This is a genomic window from Marinomonas algarum (genome assembly GCF_020532605.1).
Classification (GTDB): domain Bacteria; phylum Pseudomonadota; class Gammaproteobacteria; order Pseudomonadales; family Marinomonadaceae; genus Marinomonas; species Marinomonas algarum.
The window spans coordinates 18379-38147 of record NZ_JAJATW010000026.1; the positions used below are offsets into that span (position 1 = coordinate 18379).

General features: G+C 44.9%; 20 protein-coding genes. 13 read left to right on the forward strand and 7 right to left on the reverse strand.

Annotated elements, in window-relative coordinates; translation table 11 throughout:
* The first annotated feature begins 142 nt into the window (after nucleotides 1–142).
* Genes hemA through prmC form a run of 3 tightly spaced genes read left to right on the forward strand, consistent with a single transcriptional unit; the run spans nucleotide 143 to nucleotide 3393 of the window.
* The gene (hemA, locus tag LG368_RS13470; RefSeq protein WP_226755244.1) at nucleotides 143–1411 is read left to right on the forward strand and encodes a glutamyl-tRNA reductase; all 1269 of its coding nucleotides are present in this window, start codon (nucleotides 143–145) and stop codon (nucleotides 1409–1411) included.
* Between the two features lie 3 nt (nucleotides 1412–1414).
* Nucleotides 1415–2503 (forward strand): peptide chain release factor 1, encoded by a 1089-nt coding sequence (prfA, locus tag LG368_RS13475; protein ID WP_226755245.1) that lies wholly within the window; start codon nucleotides 1415–1417, stop codon nucleotides 2501–2503.
* 20 nt (nucleotides 2504–2523) lie between these two features.
* Nucleotides 2524–3393, forward strand: a complete 870-nt coding sequence (gene prmC, locus LG368_RS13480) for a peptide chain release factor N(5)-glutamine methyltransferase (RefSeq protein WP_226755246.1) — start codon at nucleotides 2524–2526, stop codon at nucleotides 3391–3393.
* Here prmC and yaaA read toward each other — a convergent pair whose 3' ends face one another.
* On the reverse strand, nucleotides 3394–4176 hold the full coding sequence (gene yaaA, locus LG368_RS13485) for a peroxide stress protein YaaA (protein WP_226755247.1): 783 nt from the start codon (nucleotides 4174–4176) through the stop codon (nucleotides 3394–3396). It lies immediately after the preceding gene.
* A 91-nt stretch (nucleotides 4177–4267) separates the two neighbouring features.
* Between yaaA and LG368_RS13490 the strand changes: the two genes are divergently transcribed.
* Nucleotides 4268–4474 (forward strand): hypothetical protein, encoded by a 207-nt coding sequence (locus tag LG368_RS13490; RefSeq protein WP_226755248.1) that lies wholly within the window; start codon nucleotides 4268–4270, stop codon nucleotides 4472–4474.
* A 57-nt stretch (nucleotides 4475–4531) separates the two neighbouring features.
* Nucleotides 4532–5440, forward strand: a complete 909-nt coding sequence (locus tag LG368_RS13495) for a diguanylate cyclase family protein (protein WP_226755249.1) — start codon at nucleotides 4532–4534, stop codon at nucleotides 5438–5440.
* A gap of 54 nt (nucleotides 5441–5494) precedes the next feature.
* Here the strand turns inward: LG368_RS13495 and LG368_RS13500 are convergent, their stop codons facing one another.
* From LG368_RS13500 to hemC, 4 genes are read right to left on the reverse strand one after another with little or no spacing between them, the layout of a single operon-like run.
* Nucleotides 5495–6730: a heme biosynthesis HemY N-terminal domain-containing protein gene (locus tag LG368_RS13500; RefSeq protein WP_226755250.1), complete on the reverse strand. Its 1236-nt coding sequence runs from the start codon at nucleotides 6728–6730 to the stop codon at nucleotides 5495–5497.
* Entirely contained in the window at nucleotides 6727–8070 is a 1344-nt protein-coding gene (locus tag LG368_RS13505; protein WP_226755251.1) for a uroporphyrinogen-III C-methyltransferase, read from the reverse strand. Before LG368_RS13505 ends, LG368_RS13500 begins: the two co-directional genes overlap by 4 nt.
* On the reverse strand, nucleotides 8063–8824 hold the full coding sequence (locus LG368_RS13510) for a uroporphyrinogen-III synthase (RefSeq protein WP_226755252.1): 762 nt from the start codon (nucleotides 8822–8824) through the stop codon (nucleotides 8063–8065). The genes LG368_RS13505 and LG368_RS13510 overlap by 8 nt, the downstream gene beginning before the upstream one ends.
* A gap of 24 nt (nucleotides 8825–8848) precedes the next feature.
* Nucleotides 8849–9772, reverse strand: coding sequence for a hydroxymethylbilane synthase (gene hemC, locus LG368_RS13515; RefSeq protein ID WP_226755253.1), 924 nt, complete (start codon nucleotides 9770–9772; stop codon nucleotides 8849–8851).
* A gap of 156 nt (nucleotides 9773–9928) precedes the next feature.
* On the opposite strand from hemC, the gene argH reads away from it, so the two are divergent.
* Nucleotides 9929–11329, forward strand: a complete 1401-nt coding sequence (argH, locus tag LG368_RS13520; RefSeq protein WP_226755254.1) for an argininosuccinate lyase — start codon at nucleotides 9929–9931, stop codon at nucleotides 11327–11329.
* Between the two features lie 81 nt (nucleotides 11330–11410).
* On the opposite strand, the gene LG368_RS13525 is transcribed toward argH, so the two are convergent.
* Nucleotides 11411–12295, reverse strand: a complete 885-nt coding sequence (locus LG368_RS13525) for a hypothetical protein (protein WP_226755255.1) — start codon at nucleotides 12293–12295, stop codon at nucleotides 11411–11413.
* A 260-nt stretch (nucleotides 12296–12555) separates the two neighbouring features.
* Here LG368_RS13525 and lptM point away from each other — a divergent pair, with 260 nt between their 5' ends.
* The 6 genes from lptM to trxA all read left to right on the forward strand — a co-directional run bounded on the left by lptM (nucleotide 12556) and on the right by trxA (nucleotide 16594).
* Complete coding sequence (gene lptM / locus LG368_RS13530) at nucleotides 12556–12672, forward strand: LPS translocon maturation chaperone LptM (protein WP_226755256.1); 117 nt, start codon at nucleotides 12556–12558, stop codon at nucleotides 12670–12672.
* Nucleotides 12673–12686: 14 nt separating this feature from the next.
* Nucleotides 12687–13940, forward strand: coding sequence for a diaminopimelate decarboxylase (lysA, locus tag LG368_RS13535; RefSeq protein ID WP_226755257.1), 1254 nt, complete (start codon nucleotides 12687–12689; stop codon nucleotides 13938–13940).
* Nucleotides 13941–13950: 10 nt separating this feature from the next.
* A complete protein-coding gene (gene dapF, locus LG368_RS13540) occupies nucleotides 13951–14781 on the forward strand; it encodes a diaminopimelate epimerase (protein WP_226755258.1) in 831 nt (276 codons plus the stop codon).
* A 7-nt stretch (nucleotides 14782–14788) separates the two neighbouring features.
* Nucleotides 14789–15454: a DUF484 family protein gene (locus LG368_RS13545; protein WP_226755259.1), complete on the forward strand. Its 666-nt coding sequence runs from the start codon at nucleotides 14789–14791 to the stop codon at nucleotides 15452–15454.
* A complete protein-coding gene (locus tag LG368_RS13550) occupies nucleotides 15451–16164 on the forward strand; it encodes an HAD family hydrolase (protein ID WP_226755260.1) in 714 nt (237 codons plus the stop codon). Before LG368_RS13545 ends, LG368_RS13550 begins: the two co-directional genes overlap by 4 nt.
* A gap of 103 nt (nucleotides 16165–16267) precedes the next feature.
* Entirely contained in the window at nucleotides 16268–16594 is a 327-nt protein-coding gene (trxA, locus tag LG368_RS13555) for a thioredoxin TrxA (RefSeq protein ID WP_226755261.1), read from the forward strand.
* Nucleotides 16595–16666: 72 nt separating this feature from the next.
* On the opposite strand, the gene LG368_RS13560 is transcribed toward trxA, so the two are convergent.
* Nucleotides 16667–18067 carry a peptidoglycan DD-metalloendopeptidase family protein gene (locus LG368_RS13560; protein ID WP_226755262.1) on the reverse strand — a complete coding sequence of 467 codons (1401 nt, stop codon included), beginning with the start codon at nucleotides 18065–18067 and terminating at the stop codon, nucleotides 16667–16669.
* A gap of 106 nt (nucleotides 18068–18173) precedes the next feature.
* Here LG368_RS13560 and tyrS point away from each other — a divergent pair, with 106 nt between their 5' ends.
* Nucleotides 18174–19478, forward strand: a complete 1305-nt coding sequence (gene tyrS / locus LG368_RS13565) for a tyrosine--tRNA ligase (protein WP_226755263.1) — start codon at nucleotides 18174–18176, stop codon at nucleotides 19476–19478.
* The last annotated feature ends 291 nt before the right edge of the window (nucleotides 19479–19769 follow it).

The window sequence follows — 19769 nt, forward strand, 5'->3', positions numbered from 1 at the left end:
TCCTATGACTTTAATTGAGGATATAGGGTGCGAAAAAAAGCCATTTTCTCGTATAATACGTTTCCTTTATGTAAAGAGTCATGTGGGGCAATACTTGCTCCTGTCATTCCCTTAAGATCTCGATCTTTGAAAAGAGTCCTGAATGCCGCTAATTACTGTAGGTGTAAATCATAAAACTGCGCCAGTCTCGATACGTGAGCGTGTGGCCTTTGCGCCTGAAAAGATGATAGACGCCCTGTCCTCTTTAATCGCTGAAAAAACAGCCAACGAAGCGGTCATTGTGTCGACCTGTAACCGAACAGAATTGTATTGCTCTGTCGCTGATTCGAACTTAGTAAACGACGTTATTGCTTGGTTGGCCAATTATCACAATATTGCATTGGCCGACTTACAGCAATACTGTTACACGCACCTCAATGACGATTGTGTACGTCATGTCATGCGCGTCGCCTCTGGACTGGACTCTTTAATTCTAGGTGAACCGCAAATTTTAGGTCAGGTGAAGTCCGCTTATGCGGTATCTCAAGAAGGGGATTGTATTGGACCTGAGTTACAATCTTTGTTCCAACGCACCTTTTCGGTGGCTAAGCGTGTTCGTACTGATACGGCCATTGGTGAAAACCCCGTCTCGATCGCTTTTGCCGCGGTGAGTTTAGCGCAACGTATTTTCGCGGATATCCGTAAAAATACGGCTTTATTAATAGGAGCAGGGCAAACCATTGAGCTGGTGGCTAGGCACTTAAAAGAAAACGGTATCAAGCGTATAGTGGTGGCCAATCGTACGTTGGCAAGGGCTGAAACCCTCGCCAACGAGCTGAATGCAGAAGCGATTATGTTGGGAGAGGTAGGCGATTACTTGTCGCAAGCCGATATTGTCATCTCATCCACTGCGAGCCAGTTGCCTATTATCGGTAAAGGTATGGTGGAGCGTGCCACAGCGAAGCGTCGTCATGCGCCTATGTTGTTAATCGACATTGCGGTACCCAGAGACATTGAACCCGAAGTTGAAGACGTCAATGACGCTTACTTATACAGTGTCGATGACCTCCATTCAGTGATTGAAGAAAATGTTCGGGCAAGGCAAGATGCAGCGAAAGCGGCTGAGCAAATGATTGAAGAGGGGCTAGACGAATATCGCCGTGCAATTGAGTCGAGAAAAGTCTCCGATTTAATTGTCACCTTCCGAAAATCTGCTGAAGCGACCAAACAAGCTGAGTTAGAAAAAGCATTGAAAGGCCTGGAAATGGGGCAGTCGCCAGAGCAAGTTGTAAACAAATTGGCACATGGGTTGATGAATAAGCTCATCCATGCGCCAACCCGCTATTTACGTGACGCGGGTGCTGACGCCGATCAAGACGCATTAACCATTGCCTCAAACGTATTGGGCATCTACGAAGAAAAAGACCACTAAATAATGAAAGAATCCATTAAGTTAAAACTAGAAAGTTTGTCCGACCGTTATGATGAATTGGCCGCATTGCTTGGCGTTGCGGAAGTCATTATGGACCAAGAGCTGTTCCGAGCTTACTCGAAGGAATATGCTGAGCTTGAGCCTGTTGTAAAGTGCTTTAATGAGTTCCAGCAAATTGACGAAAACATCGCAGAAGCCGAGTTGATGATGACGGACGCTGATCCCGACATCAAAGAAATGGGAGTAGAGGAGTACAAGTCAGGCCAGGCACAAAAAGAAGATTTGCAGCTTGTACTGCAAAAATTATTGTTGCCAAAAGACCCTAACGACTCACGTAACGTCTTTTTAGAGGTGCGGGCAGGTACGGGCGGCGACGAAGCCTCTATTTTTTCGGGTGATTTATTCCGAATGTATTCCCGTTATGCAGAAACGCAGCGCTGGAAGGTAGAAATCATCAGTGCCAATGAAGGGGAGCATGGCGGCTATAAAGAGGTGATTGCTCGTATTGTCGGGGATGGCGCGTATTCCAAGCTTAAGTTTGAATCGGGTGCACACCGAGTTCAGCGAGTACCAGCCACAGAGTCTCAGGGGCGTATTCATACATCGGCGTGTACGGTGGCGGTTATGCCAGAGATGGATGAAGTGGATGACATCATCATTAATAAAGCAGACTTACGCATCGATACTTTCCGTGCATCGGGTGCCGGTGGTCAGCACGTTAACAAAACAGATTCAGCAATCCGTCTAACACATATACCAACGGGTGTGGTGGTGGAATGTCAGGAAGAGCGCTCACAACATAAAAACCGTGCTAAGGCGATGTCTTTACTGGCTTCACGACTACAGGCAGCGGAGCAAGAAAAAGCCGCCAGTGAACAGTCTGAAACACGGAAATCACTTGTCGGTAGCGGTGATCGCTCGGAGCGAATTCGTACCTACAATTACCCTCAAGGGCGGGTCACAGACCATCGTATTAACTTGACTCTGTACAAGTTGGACGAGATCGTCACCGGTGATTTGGATGTGTTGATCAATCCTTTGGTAAACGAATTTCAAGCTGAGCAGCTTGCCGCATTGAGTGGCGATAACTAGGTTTAGGGTAACCGTTGTACATGCAAATAGATGATGTATTAAAAGGCGCTTATAAGCGCCTTACTTTTGTTACTGATACACCACAGCTGGATGCTCAGTTGTTGTTAGCGAAAGTGCTAGAGGTATCCACTTCATATTTTTATACGTGGCCTGAAAAAATCGTGAGCGAAGCACAATATGCTTCGTTTGATGCGTTGTTGTCTCGTCGAGAAATGGGTGAGCCTGTCGCGTACTTATTGGGCTATCAGGCATTTTGGACGCTTGAATTAGAGGTTGAGCCTTGCACCTTGATTCCACGAGCCGATACTGAACGTCTTGTGGAAGTGGCCTTGTCGGTGTTAGAAGCACAGGAGCAAGGCGCCTCTTCAGAGCGCTTGCGTATTTTGGACCTAGGGACAGGCACGGGAGCCGTGGCACTAGCGCTTGCAGCAGAGCGCCCTAACGCAGAGGTGTTAGGCGTTGATTTAATCGAAGACGCGGTGCAATTAGCGCAACGTAATGCCGCCCAAAACCGTCTTATGAATGCACGTTTTCTGCAGAGTAGTTGGTTTGATGCGCTAGACAATACGGCTGTATTTGATCTTATTGTGTCAAATCCACCCTATATTGACCCTGAAGATGAGCATTTATCCCAGGGGGATGTGCGTTTTGAACCTAAAAGTGCCTTAGTGGCAAACAATCACGGTTTGGCCGATATTGAACATATTATTCATCGAGCTCCCCGTTTCTTGACGGCGTCAGGTTGGCTCATGTTTGAACACGGTTATGATCAAGCGAACGCTGTGCAAACAGCGCTCTGTACGGCAGGGTTTGTGGCTGTCGAAAGCTTTCAAGACTTAGGCGGCAATGATCGTGTGACAATTGGCCAGTGGCCCAGCAAAAAAAGCTGATTATTTTTGTGGCTGAGCACTTTCCGGACGAATAAAGACTGGATTGTTTTTAGTCGACTGTTGTGGATCGTAACGATAGCCAGCAAGGTTGAATGCTTGAATATCTTCCTGTGTTTCACAGCGATTTTCTATTAGGTAGCGCGCCATCAGGCCACGGGCTTTTTTAGCATAGAAGCTGATGACCTTAAATTGGCCGTTTTTCTCATCTAAAAAGTTTGGTGTGACCAAGGTGTTTTGGAGTTTCTTTTTATTGACGGCTTTGAAGTATTCATTGGATGCCAAATTGACCAATAGCTCGTTTTCTTCAAGAGAGGTATTGAGTTTATCGACAATGATGTCTCCCCAAAATTGATATAAGTTACTGCCTCTCTCGTTTTCAAGTTTGGTGCCCATTTCAAGACGATAGGCTTGCATTAAGTCTAAAGGCTTAAGCACGCCGTATAAACCGCTTAAGATACGCAGCGAGGTTTGCGCATAAGCCATGTCGCTTTCACTGAGAGAGTAAGCGTCCAACCCGGTGTAAACATCGCCCATAAAAGTGTACACAGCAGGTCGGCTATTTGTCGTGGTGTGTTCTTGTTGCCAAGCTTGGTAGCGGGAGACGTTCAGAGTGGCCAGTTTGTCGCTCAGTTTCATTAAGGAAGCGATGTCGGAAGGTGTTGCAGGTTTAATCGTATTAATGAGTTGTTGCGCGTCTTCCAGTAATTCTGGCAAGCTGTAAGTGTCGATGCTGGGGGTGGACGTCAGATCCAGTGTTTTTGCCGGTGATATTAGAAACTTCATGGTGAACTCCGTCTGCTCAAAGTGATGCGTTGTAAAGATTATCCATAGAGTGCCGATAGATATCCAGACAATGCTTTAATAGAGAGAGTTTATGAAGAATAATCTGATACCATTTCCAGTACCTTGTCAGATTGATGATGAGAAGGGGCTAACGGAGGATGAAAAAGAGGTTTCTCTTGCGCAAAGTGATAGACTTATTGCCCTGCGGGCTGCGTTTGATCAAGCTCGCACTAAATGGGTAATTGAAATTGCTGAGTTACCTGAAAATAATAAAATTTACAGCAGCTCAAAAAAATAATCGGATTATTTTAATTTGAATTTAAAACAGGGCTGTCTACGGAAGGTGTGATCCCCCATGTTGTTATTCATCGTTCGAAACTCGCTCCCCTTTATGTTTGCGTTTGCCATCCTTGGCTTTCTGGTTCCCTCTGCTTCTATTGCGTTTTTTCCTTTTCTTCCTGCTGTGCTTTTCACGCTTATGACGTTAACTTTGCTTGGTATGAAGCAAAATGAACTGATTCAGCGACTGAGTACGCTGGGAGTTTGGTTGTATTCCCTGTTGCATTCCGCTGTTTTGATGGCCATTGTCGGTGGTGTTGGCTGGTGGCTAGAACTTGATGGAAATTTGTTGTTGGCAATGGTGGCTGTGGCGGCTACGGGCTCTTTGTTTGCGACACCAGCAATTGTAAGGGCATTAGGTTTTGATAGCCTGCACGCGATGGCCATGACCATTGCCACGACACTGGTGTTGCCAGTATCCATTTTTGCAACCTTAGTGTTGTTTCAAACTGAGTCGGTAGAGTTAGACTGGGCAAGCTATTTTACGCGCCTGATTGTGTTTATTTTTGGTCCTATGCTGTTTTCTTTCATGGTGCATAAGGTCACACCGGATGAGGTGTTAGGGCGATTCTTATTGAAAATTTCCCCTTATACCATTTTATTGGTGTTTGCTTTCCCATTTGGTTTGGTGGGCAGCTTTCGCCTTTTGTTCGATCAAGACCCAATGATGGCATTAAAGTATTTTGGTATTGCAACGGCGTTGTGTGGACTGTTTTTTACCCTGTCGTATTTTGCCTATCGCAAACAAGGAAAAGCGGAAGCATTGACGGCGGCGATCACGTCGGGAAACCGAAATGTTTTGTTAACGTACAGTATTGCTGGGGCTTTGTTGGGGCCTGCGTTCTTGCCATTAGCAGGGGCACTACAAATACCTACGTATCTATTGCCAGTGCTTACGCGTTGGTTGAATAAAGTATTACCTTAGAATAGGTTTCATAAACGCGGTTGTTAGACCCAACCGCGTTTGATGAGAAGAGCTCTAGTGAGTGGGCAGGGGAAGTGGTTTTAGTTGCTCGCTGGCTTGATTCAGGTTAATCATCATCAGCTCTTGACTGGCTTTTGTGTCTCCCATGGCTTTGAGTAAACGGCTTAACTCAGCGAGTGCTTCGTTGTGGGCGTCTAAGCTCAGGGCTTGCTCGTAATAATCTCGTGCTTTGCCCCAAAGCATCAGTGACTGACTTAAACGACCACAAACAAGATAGAGAGTCGCACTGGACGGTTCTTTCTTTAGCCATTGCTCGCAATGAGTAAGTTGTTTTTTGGCTGTCTGTTGGCGCACATTACCATACTCATAAATAAGCGATTCTGACCATTTTTGACCTAAGCTATTGCGTATAAACTGCTCCGCTTTGTCGTTGTCACCAAAGTGAATCAATGTTTGAGCATAAAGCTGACGCATTCTGTCATCCTGCGATAGGGTGTCCAGTTTGTTCCATAAGCGCTCAACATCCGAGACTAACTCTTTGCTATTTTGCCCTAGCTTGTTGCGAAATTTGATTTTATCCAACAATGCGAGAAAGGCGTTTTTCTCCAATTCCAGCATGTTGTCTTCATCAAAAATGCCATCTTTTTTTAACATGGGGGTCAGTGTGAGTAGAGCGTCCCAATCTTTTAATTTGGTATACACGGTAACCAACATTTTTAGTACTTGCTTGTGTTTGGGTTTCAGTTTTTGCAAGCGTAACAATGACGCTAGAGCGCCTTCGTAATGTTCTTGTTTTATTTGAATCTGGCTTTGTGCAAAGCCGATAGCAAATTCGGCTTCTGGTGTGGATTTGTGTGCTGCGCGCAATAACGCTTTTGAACGTTCGTGTTCGTCTTGCTCACTGGCTGCATAAGCGGCACTGATGTAGTTGATTAAAGGGTAAGGGACTTTCTCTGCACTGTTCGTTAGAAGTTTTTCTGCCTTATTCCAGTTGCCTCCAACCAGCTCTAGCATGCCGCGAATGGTGTTTCGAGACGCACGCTTTTGTGCCAAGTTACCCGTGACTTTAGCCAGTGAGTTACTGGGTCTTAATGCAATGAAAAGAATGCGCTTAATCCAGCTAAGAGCAAACAAGGTAATAATCATCGCTGCGGCTAACACCCAAATACTGGTTTCCACAGTGACGCCGTTATACGCTAATAAAACATAGCCACTGTCTTGGCGCATCAGCAGCCCTAACACCCCACCAAACGCCATCATGATGACCAATAAAAAGAGGAGTTTTCTCATGCCTCTGCTCCTTTATCAGTGTTGGGTTGCGTTGAGTTCGGCTCTGACCCAAGTTTTGAATCGAGCGCTGCTTCAGGCTCCGTTGCGTTTGTGGCGGGTGTCGTTTCTGTTGCAATGGGCGTTGCTGTTTGCGTTGGCTCTAGTGTCGCCTTTTCATTATCGACTGGTGTGGCATGGTCTACTTCAATTAGGTTTCTTGTGTCGCGACGACGATTCCACTCATCCGTTAAGGCTTTCATAGCAACAAGGGAGGCGCTAGGAAGCGGCAGTTCTGGTGCCGGGTTTAGCGCTTGCAATGCTGTGAGGCTAGATAAGAAGGACATGACGGTACTGGCTTGTGTGTCGAAATGTATCGTTGTGGCATTGGCAACGCGTGACAATGCCTGTTGATAAATGACGGTTTCACCTTTAATCAGCGCAACTTGTGCAATGTCTAACTGCAATTGTATGCCCGTTACGAGCTGTTGATATTCTGCTGGTGGCAATAAGGCTTTGATGGGCTTGTGGTCGTAATTGATCACAATGAGTGAGCGTAAAGATGCCCAAAAACTGTTGAGGACAGACACTAGATGGTTAGACGTCGTGCTTTCTGCGGGTTCACTTTGTGCTGTTGATTTGTTTTGCCATTCTTGTGACGGCTCTCGTTGAGGAAGGTTCTCAACGCTTTGATATAAAGCATTAAGCTTTAGATAGGCGCCCTCCAGATCAAATTCACTGACGGATTTTAGTGCTTGGATGTCATTAGCCAACGCTTTACGCGTATCAAATGCGATGGGGTCTTCCAGTGCATTCAGAATGTCGTCTGCATTGATCAATAACCTGGCAGAGCCTGCACCATCAGATTCGAGCAGTAAACGTTGGTTTGCTAGACGAATGAGGTATTCGGCTTCAGCAAGTTTCCAGTCTTCTTTGGTTGTATTGTTGAGGCGATTTATTTTGGATTCTAAGTCGGCAAGTTGGGTGTTTTGCTCCGACAGTTGGGCGGTAAGCTGATTTTTTTGTTCTGCCTGCTGTTTAATTTGTTGAGTCGCACTCGTGACTTGTTGTGTTAAACGAGAAAATTGCGCGCGATCTTGGTTGCTTTTTGCTAATGCTGTGTTGAGCTGCGATTGTTGTGTTGACAGTCGCTGAACATCTTGATGAAGAGAACTTTGAGTGCTTTGAACATACAGCCAACCGCTCGTAGCGAGTGCTAAAACGGATACGCCGAGGGCAAGTGTTGAGAGTTTTGTGTACGGCGGCTTTTTTTCATTCGAGCGTGGTTGAGGAGGGCGAGGGGCAGCAGGTGTGGAGTCCGTGCTTTTTTCTGAGTGTTTGTCTTGGTTATTTATCTCAGTCATTCTGTTTTCCTATGTGAAGTTCTGTCGCTTTGATCAAGCTGTTGTCATCAGCGCCCTGTGCGCAACGCGCGTTTACCCAGCCCATTTCTTTCGCTTGAAGAGTGACTCTTTCGCTGGGTGTTAGGATGGGTAAACATTTCCACTCCGGTTTATGTTGTTCAGCGTAGTCTGTGAGGTTGGTTAAGCTTTCGCCACTGGTGACCCATATTAGATGAACATCGGGCAACATAAAAAACGTTTGCGCAGTGTAAATTGGCTTTTGTCGCTCATAGAGTGATAGATAGCTGACTTTTGCGCCTCGCTCAGCCAATTTATCACCAAGTTCAGGACGTCCGCCAGCTCCTCGGACAATCAGGATTTTCTGATTTGTCATTTTGGCAGGCTTAAGCCATGCCAATAGCGCTTCAGTGGTATGGCCCGGGTTAGAGAGTGCTGGTACACCCTCTTCTAACAGAGTTTGGGTTGTTCCTTGTCCAATGCCAATCCAGTGTACCCCGACAGGTAACATGGGCCAGCACGCATCCAGCCAGTCGCACGCAAGGCGAGCCGCATTTTTACTGACAAAAATAACGTAATCAAATTGATCGATATCGAAGATTTGTGCGCGGATGGCCGCTTGTTCTTGAGGGCCTTTTATCGGTGCGATATTAAGCATCGGTAGGGGAACAGACGCTAAGCCAAGAGCGTGAAGACGCTCTCGACTTAAGGTATTTTCTGGTTCAGGCCGTGTGATCAGTATGCGACAGTCTTGCATAAAAAGCGTGCCTATTGCTGAGTCTTATTGATAAATAGCGTCAAGAATAACGTCTGCGCCACGAGCCAGTAGGTCATCTGCCAGTTGAATGCCGAGGGATCTCACCTCTGCTTTATGCCCACGGATCTCTCCTTCAATCATGGTTTTACCATCAGGGCTTCCGACTAAACCACGCAACCAGATTGAGTCGCCTTCCAAAAGGGCAAAACAAGCGATGGGAGCTTGGCAGCCACCATTTAAGCGCTCATTAACGGCGCGTTCAGCGGTGACTCTTATCGTTGTTTCTTCATGTTTTAACGGAGCAAGCAGCGCTAATGTGTCTGAGTCATCACTACGGCACTCGATTCCCATTGCGCCTTGGCCACCGGCAGGAAGGCTGGTTTCTGCTGGAATTCTTTGGCGAATTCTGTCGTTCATTTCAAGACGGAGTAGTCCGGCTGTCGCTAGAATAATGGCATCGTATTCTCCGTCGTCTAATTTACGCAGACGGGTATTTACGTTGCCTCGTAAGTCTTTGATAACCAGATCTGGTCGGTTCATACGTAATTGACAGGAGCGGCGTAAGCTACAGGTGCCCACAATGCTGCCACGGGGTAATTCATCAATTGATGAGAAAGTATTAGACACAAAAGCATCTGTTGGGTCTTCTCGCTCACAAATAACCGCTAAACCAAGTCCTTCAGGAAAGGCCATAGGGACATCTTTCATAGAATGAACGGCAATGTCGGCGCGGCCATCTAACAGTGCGGTTTCCAGTTCTTTAACGAATAAGCCTTTACCGCCAATCTTGGACAATGGCGAATCCAACATTTGATCGCCTTTTGTGCTCATGCCAAGCAACTCTACGAGCAGTTCTGGGTACAAAGACTTGAGTTGTGCCTGGATGTTCTCTGCTTGCCAGAGTGCTAATTTACTTTCACGGGTGGCAATCACAATCTTATCTTTCACATCGTCTCCTAGTGTGTTGTCTTTGGACAAATAGTCATACCTGTTATCGTTTTATGATACTCGCTCAAGAGGAGTTCGTCATCTTCGAATGCTTTATAAGTCTGGGCGCATACTGTACTCTTGGCGACTGTTTGAATTTGTGTGGGAACCGACTGAATGACTGATACTAATAAAACCACGAACCAGCAATGGGGTGGTCGTTTTTCTGAGCCTGTAGATGCTTTTGTGGCACGTTTCACGGCGTCTGTTGAATTTGACCAGCGTATGGCCAAACAAGATATTCAAGGGTCCATCGCCCATGGAAAAATGCTTGCCCATGTGGGCGTACTGACCGAAGAAGAGCGTGATCAGATTATTCAAGGTTTGACAGAAATTGAAGAAGAAATCGCTCGCGGTGAGTTTGCTTGGTCTGTTGAGTTAGAAGATGTTCACATGAACATTGAGGCGCGTTTGACGCAAAAAATTGGCATTACGGGAAAAAAATTGCATACGGGTCGCTCGCGTAATGATCAGGTGGCAACGGACATCCGCTTGTACATGCGCGATGAGGTGGATTTCTTGCTAGAAGAAGTTACTCGTTTGCAACAGGGTATTTTGAGTTTGGCGGAAAAAGAAGCGAATACGATTATGCCTGGCTTTACCCATTTGCAAACGGCTCAGCCCGTTACTTTCGGTCACCATTTAATGGCATGGTACGAGATGGTTCAACGGGATTATGAGCGTCTACTTGATTGCCGTAAGCGCATCAATATTCTTCCTCTTGGCGCTGCCGCTTTAGCGGGAACGACTTACCCCATTGATCGTAATATGACGGCTGACTTGCTTGGTTTTGAACGACCCACTTACAACTCATTGGATTCTGTGAGTGACCGTGATTTTGCGATTGAGTTTACCTCAACAGCATCCATCATCATGATGCATATGTCTCGTTGGGCAGAGGAAATGGTCATGTGGGTATCGGCACAATTTAATTTTATTTATCTGCCAGATCGTTTTTGCACGGGCTCTTCCATTATGCCGCAAAAGAAAAACCCTGATGTTCCAGAGTTAGTGCGTGGTAAAACGGGTCGTGTTTATGGTCATTTGATGAGTCTGTTGACCCTGATGAAGTCTCAGTGTCTGGCGTACAACAAAGACAATCAGGAAGACAAAGAACCGTTGTTTGATACGGTTGATACATTGAAAGGGTCGTTGCGCGCTTTTGCTGACATGATTCCAGCGATAGAATCACGCCCAGAGCATATGTATGAAGCGGCGCGTCGTGGTTTTTCCACTGCAACGGATTTAGCGGACTACTTGGTCCGTCAAGGTGTTGCGTTTCGTGATGCGCATGAAGTGGTCGGCAAAGCCGTGGGTTACGGCGTGAAAGAGGGCAAAGACTTGTCCGAAATGACGCTAGAAGAGTTGCAAGGTTTTGGCAGTATGATTCAGGCTGATGTGTTTGATGTGCTGACGTTGGAAGGTTCCGTCGCGGCTCGTGATCATGTTGGTGGTACGGCACCTGCTCAGGTGCTAAAAGCAGTAGAGCGTGCTAAAGCGGATTTAGCGCAACGCTAATAAAGCTGTTTAGTCACAGAAAATAAGTACGCATTAAAACAGCCGCTATTATCAAAAGCGGCTGTTTTAGTTTTAGACAACTCACTCTATAGGTTGATCAATATTAAAAGGAGAGTCTGGGCCAAGTAACTCATTGGTGAAAATAGTGGGAGAGATGTTGAGTTCGAAATGAAATAACTTATTCTCAATGCCGCAGCCATCGAACACAATTGCCCATCCTTCACCTTTAGCGTTTTCTTCAGGTGGTAAACGCCAGCATACGCCCTTGATATTGACATATCGTGTGCCGTCCGCGTCTTCGGTTATCGGATAATCAACTTCTTTATTTAAGCCCTTTGAGTAGTTCTGTTGCGCCTCTTGCGACTCAGCAATCTTATCTCGTAATTCTTTTGAAAAAACCTCAGTGAGTGCCGCATCTTGAGTGTTGGGTGCCAGCGATACGTTGGATAAATCTAATAAGTCTGGTTTAGTGAGGTTAACTTCGTCGCTATTTAATGCCTGGTTATGGGGCTTTTTACTGTCAATTTGTTGGTTAGAAAACTCAGACAGAGAAGATTGGGGGGGCAGTGTTAGGTCTTCTTCCAGTATTAAGGTGTCCGATGGCGGATCAAGATTAAGCTGACCCGTTTTGTTAGGTGTAATATCAAAGGCCGTTTCTGTATGAACGGTGGTTTCATGGGTTGTGTTCACGGAGCCTACCGCTGGCAAGCCACCAGACCTAACATTCTTCTCTTCACTTTGGGCAGTACTGACTGCTCGATCTGTTTCTTTTACCAGTGGGTTCGCTTGTTCAGAGGATTGTTCGATTGGTGTTCTTTCTGGTAACAAGAATAGCTCTACCGAGGCCGCGGACATTTCCGGTTGATAGGTCAGCCACTCCAGCTTGTCAGACAAACTAAAAAAAGCGATGTGCAGTAAGACTGCGCAAAGTAATGCTATGACCCAGGTTGAGGTGTTTTTTTTCATACAGAAATTAAAATACGAGTGTTTGTTTTTGTTTGCAATAGACCCTCTCTTTCTTAGGTTTTTTTCTATAGTACCCAGTAATGCCTGAACTTATTATCTGAATTTAGGAGTAAATATAACAAATCCAAGAAAAGAATCACGCTTATCACAGGCAATAAATGTGGAGGAGTGTTTATCTGTGTAATTGATCTACTGAGGGTTGGGAAACGAACTGGCAGCAAGGTATACTGTAAAAAATCAAATATAGAAGAGATAAGACGATGTATAGATGGCTTTTAGTGTGTGTGTTTGCAGTGCTCTTAGCGGCCTGTGGTAATAAAGGTGCACTTTATCTGCCAGATGATACGACACAAGTACAACAAACATCGTCTTTATAACTGAGGATTCCCCTTTGGATTTTTTTAATTATTCTAATCAAACTTTGCACGCTGAAAACGTGTCCTTACCAGACGTTGCGGCTCAGTTTGGAACACCGTGTTACGTGTATTCTCGAGCAACACTGGAGCGTCATTATAATGCTTATGCCAGTGCGTTTGCTTCCCACCCTACGCTGATCTGTTATGCCGTTAAAGCGTGTTCTAACATTGCGATCTTAAACGTACTAGCACGATTGGGATCAGGTTTTGATATTGTTTCTGTTGGTGAACTTGAGCGTGTGCTTAAAGCGGGTGGTAACCCAGCTAAGGTCATGTTTTCAGGATTAGGCAAACAAGCTGCAGAAATGCGTCGAGCATTAGAAGTGGGCATCCACTGTTTTAATGTCGAGTCTGAAGCTGAGTTATATCGACTCGATCAGGTTGCAGGTGAAATGGGCAAAGTGGCTCCTGTGTCTTTGCGTGTGAATCCAGATGTGGATGCTAAAACACACCCTTATATTTCAACGGGTCTGAAAGAAAATAAGTTCGGTATTGATATTCAAGATGCGGTGCGCATTTATAAAATTGCCCATACTTTGCCTAACCTAAATGTAATGGGTGTCGACTGTCATATTGGCTCTCAGCTGACGGAGTTAAAACCCTTCCTAGACACATTTGATCGATTGATTGGTTTAATTGACGAATTAGCCGAGGTGGGTATCACCATCAAGCATCTTGATTTAGGTGGTGGTTTAGGCGTTCGTTATCGTGATGAAGTTCCTCCAGAACCGGCGGATTACGCGAATTTACTGTTAGAAAAAGTGGCGGGTCGCGACATTACTTTAGCTTTTGAACCTGGCCGTTCCATTGCTGCTAACGCGGGTGTGTTATTGACGCAGGTAGAGTTTCTTAAGTGTACGCCCCATAAGAATTTTGCCATCATTGATGGTGCAATGAACGATTTGATTCGTCCTTCTTTGTATGGTGCCTGGATGAATATCGTGCCTGTTTCTCTAGTGCCGACACCAGAGGGTAAGCGTACCTATGACCTCGTTGGGCCTATTTGTGAAACCAGTGACTTTTTAGGCAAAGAGAGAGAATTGGATATTCAAGCGGGTGATCTGCTTGCGGTACGCTCTGCGGGCGCCTACGGCTTTACTATGTCTTCAAACTACAATAGCCGTAATCGTGCCGCTGAAGTGATGGTTGACGGTGATGTAACGCATCTTATTCGAGCGCGAGAAACGATTGAGCATCAGCTAGCTGGTGAACAAGTTTTGCAAGAATAAGGAGCCTGTTGTGTTATTGAAGTTTACTAAAATGCACGGCCTTGGGAACGACTTTGTGGTTGTTGATGCTGTGTCTCGTAAAGTGTTTTTTAATAAACGACAAATTGAGAGACTCAGTGATCGCAATTGGGGGATTGGTTTTGACCAACTCTTGGTGGTTGAGCCGCCGACTCAGCCGGATATGGACTTTCGATACCGTATTTACAACTCAGATGGTAGTGAAGTGGAGCATTGTGGTAATGGTGCTCGTTGCTTCGCAAAGTTTGTTTTGGATCGTGAACTGACGAATAAGCGCGTTATTGATGTAGAAACCAAACGTGGTGCAATTCAGTTGCGTGTCATGGATGATGGATTAGTGACGGTTGACATGGGTGTGCCAAGTTTTGAGCCAAGTGATTTGCCTTTTACGGCGGACACATCCGATGAACTTTATTCTATATTGGTTGCTGACAAAGAGTACCTTCTTACGCCGGTATCAGTAGGCAATCCGCATGCGGTGATTAAAGTCGATCAATTGCTAGACGAAGAAGTGGCCAAAGTGGGTAGTCTACTAGAATGTCATGAGCGTTTCCCACAGAAAGTGAATGTTGGATTTATGCAAGTCGTTTCTCCGGAAGAAATTAATTTGCGAGTCTATGAGCGAGGTTCAGGGGAAACCCAAGCCTGTGGGACAGGAACTTGTGCGGCTGTTGTAGCGGGTATTAAACAGGGTTGGTTATCGCCCAAAGTGATCGCGCATCTACGCGGCGGTGATTTGCAAATTGAATGGCAAGGTGCTGGGCAACCTATCTTAATGACAGGGCCGGCAGAAAAAGTATTTGAAGGTCAAATCTATTTATAGAGGGTGTATGAACGAAGAGGAAGTCATTCAGTATTTGTCAACAACGCCCGATTTCTTTGCTCGACATACTGAGTTGCTAGAGAGTATGTCTCTTCCTCACCCTGTGAGTGGCAAAGTCGTTTCTCTGCTTGAGTATCAGGTTGCCTTGTTGCGTCAGTCGACAGCGGATTACAAAGCTCAGTTTGAGCGTTTAGTACAAGTAGCGCGCGAAAATGAAGAGACAATGCAAAAAAGTCGACGACTGGTATTAGCGAGTTTGGCGTGCGATTCTTTGGATGACTTTGTTGGTGTTATTGATGACTTAGTGCGAAATGACTTTGGCTTATCCCATCATACTTTGCTTCTTTACGATGAAAGTATAGACAGCTCAATCCGTACTCATAGGTTGTCTGAGAATGAGAGTATTTTATCAAATACCTCGAGTTTTCAGGCATGTTACTGTGGTGCGCTACCCGAAAATGAAATGCGCTTTCTCTTCCCTGATGATTGGGCAGAAATGGAATCAGTGGCTGTGCTTCCATTACAGTCCCGTTCGGGTGGAGATGTGAAGAGTTGTGGTGTCTTGGTGTTAGGAGCTGAAAGCAAGGTTGCTTTTGATCAAGGTAAGGGAACCTTGTTTTTACAATATCTAGCAGATCTATTGAGTGCTATTTTGCTGAGGCTAATTCCATGAGTACCTTGATTACGTTTGATTTAGACAATACGTTATGGGATGTGTCGCCCGTTATTCTTCGTGCTGAGTACGCAATGGAATCTTGGTTTGGTGAACGTTTTCCTAGGTTTGATGCATTGTTCTCAAGTACTTTCAGGGAGGAGTTAAGGCGTCAAATATTGATTGAATTCCCTGAAATGAGCAGTAACCTGACTGCGTTACGCCTAATAATGTACGAGCGAGCATTGAAGCAGTTTGGTTTGCCAATGGAAGAGGCAAACGCAATTGCAAAAGCCGCATTGGCGCATTTTTGTGAATGGCGTCAAAAAGTCGATCTTTATCCGCATGCAGTGGATGTGTTGGAAATGCTAAGCCAACACTATACCCTAGCAGTAATAACGAACGGCAATGCTGACGTCTTTCATCCCCATGTGGGCCTCGGTCACTACTTTGATTTTGCTGTCCGAGCAGATCAGTCAGGCATAGCAAAGCCAAATGCAGATATATTTTTGATGGCTGCAAATAAGGCAGGTTCGGATATTTCAGAGCTTATTCACATCGGTGATCACCCAATCGACGATATTCGTGGTGCAAGCGATGTTGGTGCTCAAAGTATTTGGTTTAATCGTCACGGTGCTCAGCGCTGGCATGACAGTTGGGAGGGGCGCTTCGATGCAGAAGTGCATTCTTTGCTTGAGTTGCCTACCGCCATTCGTACTCTGACAAGATAGCCTTTTTCTATTGCTTTAATTGATGAGAACGCGTTTTTACCCCAAAGGTTTAATGGTATGATTATGCCATTCATTAGCTAAATAGATTTAAAGGAATGTACACATGAGTGAAAATACCGTTCAAATTACAGATGCCCAGTTCGCAGAAGAAGTGTTGAATTCAGACATGCCTGTTATTGTTGATTTTTGGGCGCCTTGGTGTGGTCCTTGCAAAATGATTGCGCCAGTTCTTGAAGAAGTTGCTGCAGAATACGCTGGAAAAGTTAAAGTGGTAAAACTTAACGTTGATGAGAACCAAGAAACAGCCCCTAAGTACAATGTTCGTGGTATTCCTACATTGCTTGTCGTTAAAGGTGGTGAAGTGGTAGCTACTAAAGTGGGTGCGGTTTCTAAATCTCAATTGGTTGATTTTGTCGACAGCGCAATCTAATTTTTAGATGGGCTGATTGTTACTGGTAAAAATTAAAAAGCAGCCGATGGCTGCTTTTCTTGTTCTAGTGCGTTATTTTTTTAGTAGCGCTAGCTTTTGAGCAAAGTCGGGTGAGTGAGAGTTGGACAGTGTGGCTGTGATTTGCCTTGCATAGGGAAGGTAGTTTTCTAGGTCTTTTTTGGGCATAGGATCATCGTTTGGTAGTTTGACCGTGACAGGGTTTTTATGGACTCCATTCACCCTAAACTCGTAATGTAAATGAGGCCCTGTAGCCCAACCTGTTTGCCCAACATAGGCAACGGTTTCACCCTGTTGAATGCGTGCACCGCGTTTTGTTCCTCTAGCAAACCCTCGTAAATGGGCATACAGCGTTTCATAACCTTTACCATGGTCAATAATAACCACATTGCCATAGCCATTCTGTTTCCCTGCGAAGGTGATTTTTCCATCACCTGCTGCTTTTACTGGCGTACCGCTGGCAGCAGCGTAGTCGACACCTCGGTGTGGGCGGCTGGTTTTAAATATAGGATGTAATCTATTCGGATTAAACTTTGACGAGATGCGAGTGAAGTCTACAGGCGTTCTAATAAAGGCTTTGCGCATTGCTAAGCCATCGGGTGTGTAATAGTTTGCTCCTTTTTTGGTATCAAAACGGATTGCTTGGAATGTCCGACCGTTGTTAATAAACTGCGCGGCAAGGATGTTTCCATTGCCAATTTTTTCACCTTCAAGGTACTTCTCTTCGTATAAGACACTTAGGCTATCGCCTTTTCGAATATCAAGAGCAAAATCGATATCCCAACCAAAAATATTGGCTAACTCTATAAGCAGTGCTTGGCTTATACCAGACTTCAGCCCGTCTATAAAAAGTGAACTGTTGATGTCTGCTTCTTTGTACGTTTGGACAATGTTGGGCTCTTTTTCAACGTTAGTTCTATTAAAACTGTTTGTGTCTCGTTCAAAGACAACGCTGCTAATGCGATTTTTAATGTAGGTCAACTGTGTGAGTTCTCCTGAAGTGTTGTTGACCGTAAAGTTTAAGGTTTGCCCAGGTCTGATTCTAAGCAATGAGCCTTGCTCCTTATCTGCTAAAGAGACTTTGTAGATATCCTGAGCAGAGATGCCCGCTTTTGAAAGGATACGTGATAACGAGTCACCGCTTTTGATTTTGACAGAAGTCTCTAAAAAAGAAGGTGGAAGCGTTGTCTTGGCAAAGGTTGCACCTTCAATGGCAAGATTAGAATCTTCACTTTGTTTTGTCTGCGTGACAATATTATTTTCGTATGACCTGTTGTGAGGTAATTGAAGGTCTGTAACGGTAAGAGTGGAGGGTTCGACGATGTCAAGCGTCGCATCCAACGAAATGAAAGTCTGCTGTTTTTTTTCCTCTGGGAGTACGATAAGTCCTACAAGAATGGCTGTACTAACAGCAGCGACAAGAAGAAGGTGTTTTGTTGGTAGTAACTTTCTCAAAATGTATACCCAAAAAATCTTTATAAAAGCCTTATAATCCTATCAATATTACTTTTATAATTGAATGCTAAAGAAAGATAAACTAATCAGGATATGGATCAAAATAATGACTGTAAGCAATAACGACCTCTTAAATGACTTGCAAGCTCGTGGACTTATCGCCCAAATGACGTCGGAAGATGAGCTTAAAAAACACTTAGAAAGTGGCAGTCGTACATTGTATTGTGGTTTTGATCCCACTGCAGATAGCTTGCATCTAGGGCATTTGGTACCACTCCTTGTGTTAAAACGTTTTCAAGATGCTGGCCATAATCCGATCGCATTAGTAGGTGGCGCAACGGGGCTTATTGGTGATCCAAGCTTTAAAGCAGCAGAGCGTCAGTTAAATACTTCTGATGTGGTGGCTGGTTGGGCAGAGAAAATTAAAGGTCAAGTGAGCCAATTCATTAAATTCGACGGTGTGACGAACCCAGCTAAAGTGGTCAACAACCTTGATTGGGCTGGCGAAATGAGCATGCTGGATTTCCTCAGAGATGTTGGTAAACATTTCTCGGTAAATGCCATGATCAACAAAGAATCAGTGCAGCAGCGACTTAACCGAGAAGGTGCGGGTATATCTTTTACCGAATTCTCCTATGCGTTGTTGCAAGGAATGGATTTTGCCGAACTGAACCGAATGTATGATTGCACACTTCAAGTGGGTGGTAGCGATCAATGGGGTAACATTGTTGGCGGCATCGACCTTTCTCGTCGTCAAAACCAAGCGCAAACTTTTGGTTTAACGGTTCCTTTGGTAACAAAGTCTGATGGTACTAAGTTTGGTAAAACAGAATCTGGTGCGATTTGGTTAGATCCTGCGAAGACAAGCCAATATGCTTTTTACCAATTTTGGATGAACACTGCTGACGCTGATGTTTATAAGTTCTTAAGGTTTTTTACTTTCTTGTCGCTCGACGAAGTGAGCGACATAGAAAAAGCAGACCAAGAAAGTGAAGGTAAACCACAAGGCCAGGCGATACTCGCTCATGAAGTGACTAAGCTGGTTCATGGTGAAGAAGGGTTGCAAGCGGCAGAACGCATCACCTTGGCTTTATTTAGTGGCGATGTCGATTCACTTAGTGAGCAAGACTTAGAGCAAATCCAACAAGATGGACTTCCAAGCAGTTCACTTGAGGGAATTGATTTGTCTTCGACTCCGCTTACTAGTCTGATGGCGGATGCGGGCCTCGCTGCCAGTGGTAAACAAGTGAAAGACGCATTGCAGCGTAATTCTGTATTCGTAAATGGCGTGGCAAAAGGGTTAGATGACAATATGAAAGCGGCTGAAATTTTTAGTTCAGAGCTTGGTTACTACGGGAAATACTTCTTGGTTAAATTGGGTAAGAAAAAGCATCATTTATTTGTAAAATAGGTGTTGAGTTTCTACCTGGCAATATTAAAAGACGCTTTGGCGTCTTTTTTACAGGTGTGGTTGCTAATTGGATGTGCTTTCTGGTTGTTATTTGATCAAAACGGCCTACTTCTGATCGTTTCTTGATCTGTTTTGTCCTTGTTTCAAATTAATTTGTACAAATTGTGTTTTTCTTCAAAAAAGGGTTGCACAAAATCTGTAGATCCTTAATATACGCCCTCGCTGACACGGACAGGGCTTCAAGCCTTAGCTTACTAAACTAAGTTAAGAAGATGAGTCGCTTAAGTGAAT

Coding starts and splice junctions, on each gene's coding strand:
- LG368_RS13490 (WP_226755248.1), top strand. CDS start 4,268: ATGAAGAATAATCTGATACCATTTCCAGTACCTTGTCAGATTGATGAT.
- trxA (WP_226755261.1), top strand. CDS start 16,268: ATGAGTGAAAATACCGTTCAAATTACAGATGCCCAGTTCGCAGAAGAA.
- LG368_RS13525 (WP_226755255.1), bottom strand. CDS start 12,295: ATGAAAAAAAACACCTCAACCTGGGTCATAGCATTACTTTGCGCAGTC.
- LG368_RS13495 (WP_226755249.1), top strand. CDS start 4,532: ATGTTGTTATTCATCGTTCGAAACTCGCTCCCCTTTATGTTTGCGTTT.
- LG368_RS13545 (WP_226755259.1), top strand. CDS start 14,789: ATGAACGAAGAGGAAGTCATTCAGTATTTGTCAACAACGCCCGATTTC.
- argH (WP_226755254.1), top strand. CDS start 9,929: ATGACTGATACTAATAAAACCACGAACCAGCAATGGGGTGGTCGTTTT.
- yaaA (WP_226755247.1), bottom strand. CDS start 4,176: ATGAAGTTTCTAATATCACCGGCAAAAACACTGGATCTGACGTCCACC.
- LG368_RS13505 (WP_226755251.1), bottom strand. CDS start 8,070: ATGACTGAGATAAATAACCAAGACAAACACTCAGAAAAAAGCACGGAC.
- prfA (WP_226755245.1), top strand. CDS start 1,415: ATGAAAGAATCCATTAAGTTAAAACTAGAAAGTTTGTCCGACCGTTAT.
- tyrS (WP_226755263.1), top strand. CDS start 18,174: ATGACTGTAAGCAATAACGACCTCTTAAATGACTTGCAAGCTCGTGGA.
- prmC (WP_226755246.1), top strand. CDS start 2,524: ATGCAAATAGATGATGTATTAAAAGGCGCTTATAAGCGCCTTACTTTT.
- LG368_RS13510 (WP_226755252.1), bottom strand. CDS start 8,824: ATGCAAGACTGTCGCATACTGATCACACGGCCTGAACCAGAAAATACC.
- LG368_RS13500 (WP_226755250.1), bottom strand. CDS start 6,730: ATGAGAAAACTCCTCTTTTTATTGGTCATCATGATGGCGTTTGGTGGG.
- LG368_RS13550 (WP_226755260.1), top strand. CDS start 15,451: ATGAGTACCTTGATTACGTTTGATTTAGACAATACGTTATGGGATGTG.
- lptM (WP_226755256.1), top strand. CDS start 12,556: ATGTATAGATGGCTTTTAGTGTGTGTGTTTGCAGTGCTCTTAGCGGCC.
- hemA (WP_226755244.1), top strand. CDS start 143: ATGCCGCTAATTACTGTAGGTGTAAATCATAAAACTGCGCCAGTCTCG.